The sequence below is a fragment of the Apibacter muscae genome (genome assembly GCF_007845635.1).
In the GTDB taxonomy this organism is placed as follows: domain Bacteria; phylum Bacteroidota; class Bacteroidia; order Flavobacteriales; family Weeksellaceae; genus Apibacter; species Apibacter muscae.
Genome location: NZ_SELG01000032.1, coordinates 125079 through 138178, shown reverse-complemented (window position 1 = coordinate 138178; position 13100 = coordinate 125079). Strand labels below are relative to the sequence as shown.

The window sequence follows — 13100 nt, the reverse complement described above, 5'->3', positions numbered from 1 at the left end:
ATTCTTTAAAAAGAAAAGCACCTTATTCAGGTGCTTTTTTTGAATTATAAAACTCAGAAATATTTTTAATTTCATCTAAGGAAAGGTTCCACATAAAACTTAAAAACTGTTGATAACTTTCGGATTGGTCTTTGGGTTCAATGCGATCTAAATAGCGATTTAAACGATAAGTTTTTCTTCCCTCGTAGATTTTCTCAAAACATTTACCTAGCCATTCTTTATAAAACTGATTTTCTGGATCTTTCTGTAAATAGTATAAGCAAATATAAATACCTGCCCCATATTGTTCAAAGAAATATAAAGAAGGAACTTGCTCATATTTCGCAATTTTTTGTAATTCTTCTAATTCTTTACTAGGTTTAAGTTCTATATCATTTTCCTTCATACCTGGAAAATAGGTACGCAATTTATTGATTCGATCCTCAATTTCCGGGTGGGTAGCAATAGAATCCTTATCAATTTTTTCTTTATATAATGAATAATCGTAATTAGAAAAATCTTCTCTTTTCAACCAATCATCTTTAAACGGTTGGTTAGGAAGCGAAAAAATCTTTCGATATATATCTTCTTTCAATCCAGAAGGTTTAATAGAATCATATTCCTCCATCAACTCCAAAGCATCCACAAAAGCCCCTTCATTAAAAGGAGAATTTTTCATGATGATAAGCCCCAAAGAATCTGCTTGAAATTCATTTTTTTTCCTAAGATCTCCACTGGTATACAATTTATTTCTATAAAGTTCTAGCGCAGCTCTGCTCTTATTATATTTTTGCTTTTGAATACTTTTAATTTGATTTTTATTATTAGAAGAAAGTTCATCATTAGCCATAGCTTCCCCTCTTTTCAAAGAATGTTTAAGAATATTATGGCTTAATTCATGTGCTAGAACAGAGGCAACTTCATCATCATTATCCAGCCAATAGAAAAGTCCCATATTTAAAACAAAGGTTCCATTGGGTAAACAATAAGCATTTAAACTAGGATCTTTGGAAATTAATACACGTAAGTCTTTAGGAATATTAGGGTTGCCTTGTTTTAATTGATTTAGAATTTTGTCGATATAGCTTGAAAAACGAACATCGTAAACAAAACTACCGTCTTTGATCTGTTTTTCAAAATCCTTATAAAATTCTTCATAGCTTAGAGCCATTATTTTCCCAACCTTTTTAGGATAGCTCGTTTTTACGAATTTGATGAATTCATCGCCCGAATTTTTAAAAGAAGCGGCAGCTAAATCTCTTTTAGCCCTGTCTGCAGTATCAATAGGAATATAATTTTGAGCCCATAAACTGCCTGTAAATAAAATAAATAGTAAATTTAGTAATTTCATTTCATTAGTTTTAACCCCCAAAAATACGTTAAAAGCACTAAACTACAAACCTATAAAGTAGTTAGAAACAAATATTGTAACTTTGTTAATCTTTGAAAATATCATGCAGAATACCTTAAAACTTTCCGGATTAGAAGAATTTACTTTACTTCCCAATAGTAATTTTATAAATATAGGAGAAAGAACCAATGTAACAGGTTCTAAGAAATTTCTAAATCTTATTAAAAATGAAAGGTATGAAGAAGCCTTGTCGGTAGCAAGAGATCAAGTTGAGGGAGGGGCTCAAATAATAGATATTTGTATGGATGAAGGGTTGATAGATGGAGTGAAAACCATGACCACTTTTTTAAGACTCATAGCTTCAGAACCAGATATCGCTAGGGTACCTATAGTCATCGATTCTTCTAACTGGGAGGTAATAGAAGCAGGGTTAAAAAACATACAAGGAAAAGGAATCGTAAATTCTATAAGTTTAAAAGAAGGAGAAGAAGAATTTATAAAAAAAGCTAAAATTATTAAACGCTATGGAGCAGCAATCATTGTTATGGCTTTTGATGAAGAAGGACAAGCCGATAACTTGGAAAAAAGGAAGACCATAGCACAAAGATCATACGATATTTTAGTACATCAATTAAATATAAACCCTTCAGATATAATTTTTGATTTAAATATATTTCCCGTAGGAACGGGAATGCAAGAGCATAGAAGAAATGCCTTAGATTTTTTTGAGGCAACAAAGTGGGTAAAAGAAAATTTACCCGGTTGCTATGTTTCCGGTGGAGTTAGTAATGTGTCTTTTTCATTCCGAGGGAATAATAAAGTTAGAGAGTCTATTAATGCTGCCTTTTTATATCATGCCATTCAATACGGTATGGATATGGGAATAGTAAATCCTACACAAGTAGAAATCTATGAAGAAATTGAACCAGAACTTCTACGTAAAATTGAAGATGTTCTCTTTGACAGAAGTGAAGATGCAACCGAAAATCTGATTGAATATGCAGAAACCATTACACAAGAAAAAGGAGCTAAGGAACAAAAAGTAGAAGAATGGAGAAATTATTCCATTGAAAAACGATTGGAATATGCCCTGATCAAAGGGAATGCTGATTATATTGAACAAGATGTAGAAGAAGCTCGCCTACAAGCCCGAAGACCTTTAGATGTAATAGAAGGTCCCTTGATGGAGGGTATGAATACCGTAGGTGAACTTTTTGGAGCAGGAAAAATGTTTTTGCCTCAAGTAGTGAAAACTGCACGTGTAATGAAAAAAGCAGTTGCTTATTTACAACCTTTTATTGAAGCCGAAAAAACAGAGGAAAGTAGAACCAATGGAAAAATACTTATGGCAACAGTAAAAGGAGATGTTCACGATATAGGTAAAAATATAGTAGGAGTTGTTTTGGCTTGTAACAATTATGAGATTATAGATTTAGGAGTAATGGTTCCTAAAGAAAAAATTATTGAAACAGCTCTTAAAGAAAACGTTGACATAATTGGGCTTAGTGGATTAATTACACCTTCATTGGATGAAATGATTAGTGTGGTAGATGAGCTAGAAAAAAGAAAACTATCTATTCCTGTGATGATTGGTGGAGCAACAACTTCCAAAATTCATACAGCACTTAAAATTGAGCCCAAATACAGCCATACGGTAATCCATGTATTGGATGCATCCAAATCCGTGGCGGTAGCTTCCTCCTTATTGTCTAATCAACACGAAACTTTTAAGGCTAAGATAAAAGAAGAGTACAAATATTTAAGAGAAAGCTATTTAAGCAGAAGTTCAGAAAAAGATTATCTTACCATAGCAGAAGCTCGAAAGAACAAATTTAAAATAGACAAGAAATCTTTTACCCCCTATAAACCTAAACAAATAGGAACACAAGTATTCGATGCAATACCATTATCAGAATTAAAAGAGTATATAGATTGGCAACCATTTTTTAGAGCTTGGCAAATTACAGGTAAATTCCCTAATTTACTTACAGATAAAATTGTTGGAGAAGAAGCAACCAATCTTTATAAAGATGCGCAAGCTTTATTAGACAAAATTATAAGCGAAAATTTATTACAACCTAAAGCGGTCATAGGTTTATTTGCTGCCAATGCAACAGAGCAGGATGATATTGAAATCTATGATAGTAAGGGACAGCATATAAACACATTCCGAACTTTACGACAACAAACAAAAAAATCAGAAGGCGTAGCAAATTTTGCTTTGTCAGACTTTATTCTACCTAAAAATAAAGAGAATATCCAAGACTATATCGGTTGTTTTGCAGTTACAATCTTCGGAGCAGAAGAATTGGCAAAAAAATATGAATTAGAAAATGATGATTACTCAGCAATTATGGTAAAAGCAATTTCCGATCGATTTGCAGAAGCTCTCGCAGAATACTTACATGCCAAAGTAAGGACGGAAATTTGGGGTTATGCATCGGATGAAAATTTAAATAAAGATGAAATTATTAAAGAAAAATATTTAGGGATTCGTCCAGCTCCAGGATATCCGGCATGCCCGGATCATTTAGAAAAAATAACGATTTGGGAATTATTGGATGTAAAAGAATCAATTGGATGCATACTTACAGAAAGTTTAGCTATGTATCCCGCCTCTTCCGTTTCAGGCTATTACTTTGCCAATCCTCAAGCCAAATATTTTGGATTGGGTAAGATCACTAAGGACCAAGTGGAAGATTATGCCAATCGTAAAGAAATTAAATTAGAAGATGCAAAGTATTGGTTACAATCCAACTTAGCTTAAAAATTTTAAGAACATACCAGAATTCTTGAAAAAATATGCACTAACTATTTCCATATTAGAATTTATAATCATTAAGATTAAAATAACTAAATTTCCTTATGTATATTTGAAAGGTTATGAAAATTGTATGGATAATATTTGGAACTATTTCTTTATTACTAGGAATTATAGGAGCTTTTTTACCCATACTTCCAACCACACCATTTTTACTATTAACCGCCTACTGCTACGGAAAAGGATCAGAGAAATTTCATTCTAGGTTAGTATCTTCAAAAATATATAAAAAATATATAAAAGATTGTGTTCAAGAAAGAGCCATGACACTAAAGCAAAAGTTGATTTTACTAGTGTTTGTGAGTTTTTTGTCGATTATATTTATGATAATATATCAAAATATATTGATAAAATCAATATTAAGCTTAGTAATTCTAGGCCATGTAATATTTTTTGGCTTTTATGTAAAAACAAAAAAAAATAAATCTTTTATTTTTTTGGAATTGTTAAGAAAATAATAATTGGAAATTACGCTTTTCTAATTATTTTCTAATGGTTTTCTAATAGTACTAAAATGCAATATGCCATACTTTTGCACTATCAACATGTAGAAAAATGGATGATTATCTCCCAAAATTAAAATATTTAAAAATTATTAATATTTCACTTTAAAGGACATATCGTTTGGTTTGTTCCTAGGTGAACAAAATTAAACGAGTCATGCAATTATTAATTTATAAACTACTTAAAGATAGTTGCCTTAATTATACAAATTCTAGAAAAGTTGGAGTTAAAAACCAATTATATGTAAATGGTACCGAAAAAAACGGTAAATTATTTATATTCATCAATAAAATCAATTACAATGTTACCAATCACTGAATTTGCTTTACGATTAATTTTGGCTTTTGTTTTAGGAATGGCTATAGGGATAGAAAGACAATGGCAACAGAAAAGTGCCGGTTTACGAACCAATACGTTAGTAGCTGTAGGCTCAGCAGCATTTATATTAATTTCTATGTCTGTAAGTGGTAGCCATGGAGATCCTAGTCGTGTGGCTGCACAAATTGTAAGCGGAATTGGTTTTTTAGGTGCTGGAGTTATTATGAAGGATGGTTTAACCGTAAGGGGGTTAAACACAGCTGCAACCATTTGGTGTTCGGCTGCAGTTGGTTCATTGGCAGGTATTGGCTTATATGCTCAAGCAGCCTTAACAGCTTTAACTGTAATTATAATTCATATTACATTACGGCCATTAGGAAGCAAAATGAACAAAATATCTTTTAAACAAAAGGATCATACAGCAACTACGGAGTATCAGATTCTCATTCACTGTAAAAATAATATTGAAAACCACATAAGAGTTTTATTAATTCAACAATTAGGCAACAACGAAAAATTATTACTTCGATCACTTTCAAGTAAAGACGATTCAGATGGTGAAAGCACACTTATTACCGCAGATATAACTGCCAATGGAATTCAAGATTATTTAATGGAACAAATGGTTAGCCGATTAACTATAGAACAAGAAGTTATAAAGGTTAGCTGGGAATTCGTAGGACAACAGTCTGATGTATAAGTTATAAGTATAAATAAAATAGATCATTATGAATACGAATAGATCTAAAAAACATTCTAACATTGAAATAAATTCAACTACGAAACTTCAAATGGTTTCCAGGAATACTAGCAATTTATTTTATGCTATGTTAGAAAGTAGTGAAAAAGGATTAAGCCTTCCCACGGTTGAAGAAAAGATTAAAAAATTTGGATACAATGAAATAGAGCAGGACAAAGTACCCTCATGGTACAAACAGTTTGTCATGGCTTTCATCAATCCTTTCATAGCTGTTTTAGTTATACTTGTGATTATTTCAGCAATAATGGATGTATGGATAGTTTCTCCTGAAGAGAGAGATTTCAAAACAATTATTGTGGTTGGCTCTATGATTATTATAAGTTCCATATTAAGGTTTTGGCAAGAATACAATAGTAATCGAGCAGCGGAAAATCTAAAAAATATGGTTAAAACTACAGCGACTGTATTTAGAAGAAACCAAGGTAAAGTAGAAGTTAATATAAGAGAAATTGTTCCAGGAGATATTGTTCATCTAAGTGCAGGAGATATGATACCTGCAGATTTAAGGATTATTAAATCCAAAGACTTATTTGTTAGTCAGGCAATACTCACGGGTGAATCCCATCCTTTAGAAAAGAGAGATGAGGTTATTGTAAATGCAGAGAATAAATCTCCACTAGAATTAGAGAATTTATGCTTTATGGGTACCAATGTAGTAAGTGGAACAGCCATAGCTATTGTTGTAACTACAGGTAACCAAACCTACTTAGGTTCAATAGGTAAAGCAATTAGTGGCAAAAAAGGAGAAACCAGTTTTGATAGAGGAGTAAATAAAGTAAGTTGGCTTTTAATTCGATACATGCTTGTAATGGTCCCCTTAGTCTTTTTAATTAATGGTTTAACCAAAGGAGATTGGTTGCAAGCTTTGCTTTTTGCTGTAGCTATTGCAGTAGGTTTAACTCCAGAAATGCTACCTATGATTGTTACGGCTAACTTAGCCAAAGGAGCTAAAAGTATGAGTAAGCAAAAAGTGATTGTGAAAAAATTAAATGCAATACAAAACATTGGTGCCATGGATATTCTGTGTACAGATAAAACAGGCACGCTCACCTTAGATAAAATCTTTTTAGAACGACATTTAAATGTTTTGGGACATGAGGATGATGAAGTTTTAAAGTGGGCTTATTTGAATAGTTTTCACCAAACGGGCTTAAAAAATTTGTTAGATATTGCCATTCTTGAGCATGTGGAGGTTCATGATTATTTAAAGGTTGAAGAAGATTATATAAAAGTTGATGAAATACCTTTTGATTTTCAAAGAAGAAGAATGAGTGTTATTTTAGAACAGAAAAACAAAAAGCAACTTCTTATTTGCAAAGGAGCCGTAGAAGAAATGTTAGATCTATGTACTCATGCTTTTTATCCTGGTGAAAATTCTAAGATGCATGCAGAAAAAGATTCAATAGTAGCCTTAGATGCTCAGATGAAAAAAACGGTTTTAAACACCTCAAGAAAACTAAACGAAGATGGTTTAAGAGTATTGTTAGTGGCTATTAAAGAATATAACAACCCTAAAATAGATTATAATGTTGAAGATGAATCTAACCTAATACTCACGGGTTTTATAGGTTTTTTGGATCCAGCAAAACCTTCAGCAAAGCCAGCTTTAGAAAAACTTCAAAAATTAGGGATCCAAGTAAAAGTGTTAACCGGTGATAATGAAATTGTAACTAGAAAAATATGTAAAGATGTTGGAATACCTTTTCAAAACATAGTTTTAGGTGCAGATATTGAGTTCTTAAACGATGATGAACTTTCAATGAAAATCAAAGATATAAGCATATTTGCTAAGCTTAACCCTGTACAAAAATCAAGAATCGTTACTCTTCTTCAAAAACAAAATTTTACGGTAGGCTTTATGGGAGATGGAATCAATGATGCGCCGGCATTGCGTAAAGCTGATGTTGGGATTTCTGTGGATACGGCTGTAGATATTGCTAAAGAAAGTGCAGATATTATACTCTTAGAAAAAGACCTTAGAGTTCTTCAAAAAGGAGTGGTATATGGTCGAAGGACTTTTGGAAATATAATTAAATATATTAAAATGACCACCAGTAGTAATTTTGGGAATATGTTTAGCATGATTGGTGCTAGTATCTTTCTTCCATTTTTACCTATGCTTCCCATACACTTACTAATACAAAATTTACTTTATGATATATCTCAAACCTCTATCCCTTGGGATAAAATGGATCAGGAGTTTATGGAAAGCCCCCAAAAATGGGACGCAAATGGGATTAGTCGTTTTATGATTTATATAGGACCTATCAGTTCATTCTTTGATTATATAACTTTTGCAGTAATGTTTTTTGTTTTCAAAGCTAATACGCCGGAGCACCAAAATTTATTTCAAACCGGTTGGTTTGTTGAAGGGCTTTTATCACAAACATTAGTTGTACATATGATACGCACGCGAAAAGTACCTTTTATACAAAGTTGGGCTACAGCACCAGTAGTTGCGTTAACAAGTTTAATTATGTTGATTGGTATCTTATTACCATTTACTTCGTTAGCGGAATCCATACATCTACAACCCTTACCTTTAAGTTATTTTCCTTGGTTAATAGCTATACTCTTTAGTTACTGTTTACTTACTCAGTTTATAAAAAATAGATTTATTAAAAAGTTTCATCAATGGCTTTGAAAAATAATTATTTTAAAAAGTGGATTTGTATTATAATATTTTTCCTGCTTTTAGTCTTTACCGTAGATTTTTTAGTATCTAAATGTAGTCCACATAAAAACCATAGAAAGATAATTTTTCCCTTTCATTTGAAGGATAGTAAGCAGGGATTTTAATTTAAAAAATAAATATACACATATTTATCAATTCAAAAAGACGATTAATTTTAATTAAATCGTCTTTAAATTTTGTATTTTCACTAAAAAGAAAAGAAAAGTATGCAAAACGCAGCTCAAAGTTTAAGGAACTTTCAATTTAAAGATATTTCTTTCTCCAATTTAATGAATAAACGTATTTATAATGTGTTATTAATAGCTACGAAATACGATTTATTTATATTGGAAGAAGATGGTAGAATAGATGAACAAATATTTGATGAATATACAGCTTTAAATCTTAGATATCCACCCCGTTTCACCCAAGTTTCAACGGAAGAAGAAGCATTAGAGCTTCTGCAAGAAAATCATTACGAGTTAGTGATATTCATGCCCAATATGGATGAAGTTCATATGTTTTCTACGGCGGAAAAAATTAAAAAACTCTACTCTGAGATTCCATTAGTGGTTTTAACAGCATTTTCAAAAGAAGTTTCAAAACGATTGTCAGCGGTGGATTTAAGCTTTGTAGATTATGTATTTAGTTGGTTAGGGAATTCCAAACTACTATTGGCAATTATTAAGTTGATTGAAGATTCTATGAATGTAGAGCACGATGTTCAAACAGCAGGAGTTCAGGTAATTTTATTGGTGGAAGATTCCGTACGCTTTTATTCCTCAGCTCTTCCATCACTATTTAAAATAGTTATGAATGAGTCCAAAAATTTTGCAAAAGAAGCGCTGAATGAGCACCAGCAAATGCTTAGGATGAGAGGAAGACCCAAAATACTATTAGCAAGAAGTTTTGAAGAAGCTAGTGAGATTTATAAATTATATACAAAAAACTTGTTAGGTATTATTACAGATATGAGTTATCTGCATAACGGGGTTAAGGAAAAATTAGCCGGATACAACTTAGCAAAATGGATTAAAGAATCAAATAAATTTCTACCCATTATATTTAATTCATCAGACCCTAACAATAAAAAATATGCAACAGAATTAAATTGTGATTTTATAGATAAAAATTCTAAAAGTTATTCTTATGAATTAAGACAAAGAATAATACAACAATTCGGATTTGGAGATTTTATTATCATTGATCCTGAAACAAAAAAAGAGCTTTACAGGATTAGAAATTTGAAGGGACTACAAAAAGTTATAAAAATTATTCCGGATGATTCTTTGGCTTACCATGTTTCTCAAAATCATTTTTCAAGATTCTTATATTCGATTGCAATATTTCCAATTGCTGAAATGCTTAAAAATATAGATGCAAAGGATATTTCCCTACAAGAAGTTCGTCAGTTGATTTACGATTCAATTATCGAATATAGAAAGATGAAAAATACAGGGGTTATAGCTGTGTTTGAAAAAGATCGTTTTGATGAATATTCTGAATATGCAAGAATAGGAGAAGGATCATTGGGAGGAAAGGGTAGAGGTTTAGCTTTTTTAGGAAATATAATCAAAACACATCCAGAACTAAATCAACACAATAACTTTCCAGTAACTATACCAAAAACTATCGTGTTGTGTACAGATATTTTCGATGAGTTTATGGAAGAGAACCATTTGTACTCAATAGCTTTATCCGATGCAGAAGATCATGAAATTTTAAATGCTTTTTTAAAAGGAAACTTTCCTGAAAGATTAGATGAAGACTTTATTTCATTATTCCATACAATTAAATCACCCTTAGCCATTCGTTCTTCCAGTTTATTAGAAGATTCCTATTACCAACCTTTTGCAGGAATTTATTCTACCTATATGATTCCATGTATTGAAAATAAACTACAAATGCTGAGCTGGTTGAAAGATGCAATTAAATCAGTATATGCATCAGTATTTTTTAGAGACAGTAAAGCATACATGGAAGCTACGCATAATGTTATTGATGAAGAAAAAATGGGCATTGTTATACAGGAAGTGGTAGGAAGAAGCTATGAGGAGAGATTTTACCCAGCCATATCTGGGGTAACCCGTTCATTAAATTTTTATCCCATTGACTATGAGAAACCAGAAGAAGGCATTGTAAACCTTGCAATGGGTTTGGGTAAGTATATTGTAGATGGAGGAATAACCCTTAGATTTTCCCCTTACCATCCTCATAATATTTTGCAAATGAGTACCCTGGATTTTGCCCTACGAGAAACGCAGCGACAGTTTTATGCTTTAAATATGAAAGGAATTGATGAGAGTTTTTCAATTAATGATAGTTTCAATTTACTTAAATTAAATGTCAATGAGGTTTTAAAAGATAGTTCATTAAAATATATAGTATCTACTTATGAACCAAGAGAACAAATAATATACGATGGGTTTTATGAAGGAGGTAGAAAGATTATTTCCTTTACAAATATTCTACAACATGAATTATTTCCATTGATTGATACGTTACAAAAAGTTTTGAAAATAACAAAAGAGGAAATGGGTAGAGATATTGAAATTGAATTTGCAATAGATATAGAAAATAAAGAAAAAGCTACTTTTTATTTACTTCAAATTCGGCCTATTGTTCTTAATAAAGAAGATATGAATGAAGATTTATCTCTTATTCCTGTTGAAGAAACTTTATTAACTTCTAACAATGCTTTAGGCAACGGAATTATTGATGATGTGTACCATATCATTTATGTAAAATCTAAAGATTTTAATCCTGCTAATAATCAAATGATTGCTTATGAAATAGAAAAAATTAATAAAAAATTTAAAGAAGGTGATGGAGGTTATGTTTTGGTAGGACCAGGAAGATGGGGGAGTAGTGATTCTTGGTTAGGAATTCCTGTTAAATGGTCTTATATAACCAATGCTCGTTTATTGGTAGAATCTGGTTTAAAAGACTATAGAATTGAACCCAGTCAAGGAACACATTTTTTTCAAAATCTCACATCATTTGGGGTAGCTTATTATACTATAAATTCTTTTCAAGAAGGAGAAGGTACTTTTGATGAGGAATATTTAAACCATTTACCTTCGATTGAAGAAACGGATTACCTCCGTGTAGTTAAGTTTGAAAAGCCAATTGTTATAAAAACCAATGGAAGAAAAAAACAAGGAGCTGTCTTTAAAAGTAGCAATTAAATTTTAAAGTAATAAAATAACCATACTTTTTATTTAAAAAATATGGTTATTATTTAATGGATGAATTATAATATACCTTGTGCCATCATAGCTCTAGCCACTTTCATGAATCCTGCTATATTAGCTCCATTTACATAGTTAACAAAACCGTCAGCATCTTTGCCGTATTTCACGCAATTATTATGAATGTCTTGCATGATTTCTTTAAGTTTTTGGTCTACCGTTTCCAAAGACCAGCTTAAACGTTCTGAGTTTTGACTCATTTCTAAACCTGATACAGCAACACCTCCTGCATTTGCTGCTTTTCCTGGGGCATATAGTATTTTTGCTTCAATAAATGCTTTAACGGCATCTGGAGTAGATGGCATATTTGCGCCTTCTGATACTGCGATGATTCCATTTTTTATTAAGATTTCTGCATCTTCTCCATTCAACTCATTTTGAGTTGCTGAAGGTAAAGCTATGTCTGCTTTTTCACTCCAAGGTCTTCCTCCATCTACATATTTGCATCCATACTTTTCAGCATACTCTTTAATTCTACCTCTGTATAATTCTTTAAGTTCTTTTACGTATTCCAACTTCTCAGTAGTAATACCCTCAGGATCATAAATATATCCTGCAGAATCTGAAAGAGTTACAGGTATTGCACCTAATTCTATTAATTTTTCACAAGTATATTGAGCAACATTACCAGATCCGGATACTAAGCATTTTTTACCTTTAATGTCAATTCCTTTAGTTTTTAACATTTCTAATAAAAAGTAAACATTACCATAACCGGTAGCTTCTGGACGTATTAAAGAGCCCCCAAAGGTTAATCCTTTGCCAGTAAAAGTTCCTGTAAATTCACGAGCTAATTTTTTATACATTCCAAACAGATAACCCACTTCTCTACCGCCAACTCCTATATCACCAGCAGGTACGTCGGTATCTGGACCTATATGTCTCCATAATTCCGTAACAAAGGCCTGACAAAATCTCATAATTTCATTGTTAGACTTGCCTTTTGGATTAAAATCAGAACCACCTTTACCACCTCCCATAGGTAAAGTAGTTAAAGCATTTTTAAAGGTTTGTTCAAAAGCTAAGAATTTAAGTATTGATACATTTACAGATGAGTGAAAACGTAAGCCCCCTTTGTAAGGACCAATAGCATTGTTGTGCTGAACTCTATATCCCATGTTTGTTTGTACTTGTCCCTTATCATCTACCCAAGTAACTCTAAATGTAAAAATTCGTTCAGGAATGCATAGCCTTTCAATTAAATTTGATTTCTCAAATTCCGGATGTTGATTGTATACCTCTTCAATAGATTCTAAAACTTCATGCACTGCTTGATGATATTCCGGCTCATTTGGAAATCTTCTTTTTAGGCTGTCTAATACCTGTTGTGTTTTCATAAACTTAATAGATTTTTATTGTTTGTAGTATAAATGTATAAAAATAATGGTAACTAATCAAATTTTCAGATATAAATTTATTATAATAAGAAAGAAACTGCTTTA

7 protein-coding genes are annotated in these 13100 nt (G+C 31.6%); 5 read left to right on the top strand and 2 right to left on the bottom strand.

Features of this window, described 5'->3' with window-relative positions; translation table 11 throughout:
* Positions 1-22: 22 nt before the first annotated feature.
* Positions 23-1330 carry a M48 family metallopeptidase gene (locus ETU08_RS05710; protein ID WP_146262063.1) on the bottom strand — a complete coding sequence of 436 codons (1308 nt, stop codon included), beginning with the start codon at positions 1328-1330 and terminating at the stop codon, positions 23-25.
* Positions 1331-1433: 103 nt separating this feature from the next.
* Here ETU08_RS05710 and metH point away from each other — a divergent pair, with 103 nt between their 5' ends.
* The 5 genes from metH to ETU08_RS05685 all read left to right on the top strand — a co-directional run bounded on the left by metH (position 1434) and on the right by ETU08_RS05685 (position 11595).
* Positions 1434-4097 carry a methionine synthase gene (gene metH, locus ETU08_RS05705; protein WP_146262062.1) on the top strand — a complete coding sequence of 888 codons (2664 nt, stop codon included), beginning with the start codon at positions 1434-1436 and terminating at the stop codon, positions 4095-4097.
* A 116-nt stretch (positions 4098-4213) separates the two neighbouring features.
* On the top strand, positions 4214-4609 hold the full coding sequence (locus tag ETU08_RS12110; protein ID WP_146262061.1) for a YbaN family protein: 396 nt from the start codon (positions 4214-4216) through the stop codon (positions 4607-4609).
* A gap of 347 nt (positions 4610-4956) precedes the next feature.
* Positions 4957-5673: an MgtC/SapB family protein gene (locus ETU08_RS05695; RefSeq protein ID WP_146262060.1), complete on the top strand. Its 717-nt coding sequence runs from the start codon at positions 4957-4959 to the stop codon at positions 5671-5673.
* Between the two features lie 28 nt (positions 5674-5701).
* A complete protein-coding gene (mgtA, locus tag ETU08_RS05690) occupies positions 5702-8377 on the top strand; it encodes a magnesium-translocating P-type ATPase (RefSeq protein ID WP_146262059.1) in 2676 nt (891 codons plus the stop codon).
* 257 nt (positions 8378-8634) lie between these two features.
* Positions 8635-11595 carry a PEP/pyruvate-binding domain-containing protein gene (locus ETU08_RS05685; protein ID WP_146262058.1) on the top strand — a complete coding sequence of 987 codons (2961 nt, stop codon included), beginning with the start codon at positions 8635-8637 and terminating at the stop codon, positions 11593-11595.
* Positions 11596-11660: 65 nt separating this feature from the next.
* On the opposite strand, the gene ETU08_RS05680 is transcribed toward ETU08_RS05685, so the two are convergent.
* Positions 11661-12995: an NADP-specific glutamate dehydrogenase gene (locus ETU08_RS05680; RefSeq protein WP_146262057.1), complete on the bottom strand. Its 1335-nt coding sequence runs from the start codon at positions 12993-12995 to the stop codon at positions 11661-11663.
* Positions 12996-13100 lie beyond the last annotated feature (105 nt).

What these genes read in the sequence shown, in the direction of transcription:
- ETU08_RS05685 (WP_146262058.1), top strand. Translation starts at nt 8,635, where the DNA reads ATGCAAAACGCAGCTCAAAGTTTAAGGAACTTTCAATTTAAAGATATT.
- ETU08_RS05695 (WP_146262060.1), top strand. Translation starts at nt 4,957, where the DNA reads ATGTTACCAATCACTGAATTTGCTTTACGATTAATTTTGGCTTTTGTT.
- ETU08_RS12110 (WP_146262061.1), top strand. Translation starts at nt 4,214, where the DNA reads ATGAAAATTGTATGGATAATATTTGGAACTATTTCTTTATTACTAGGA.
- metH (WP_146262062.1), top strand. Translation starts at nt 1,434, where the DNA reads ATGCAGAATACCTTAAAACTTTCCGGATTAGAAGAATTTACTTTACTT.
- ETU08_RS05680 (WP_146262057.1), bottom strand. Translation starts at nt 12,995, where the DNA reads ATGAAAACACAACAGGTATTAGACAGCCTAAAAAGAAGATTTCCAAAT.
- mgtA (WP_146262059.1), top strand. Translation starts at nt 5,702, where the DNA reads ATGAATACGAATAGATCTAAAAAACATTCTAACATTGAAATAAATTCA.
- ETU08_RS05710 (WP_146262063.1), bottom strand. Translation starts at nt 1,330, where the DNA reads ATGAAATTACTAAATTTACTATTTATTTTATTTACAGGCAGTTTATGG.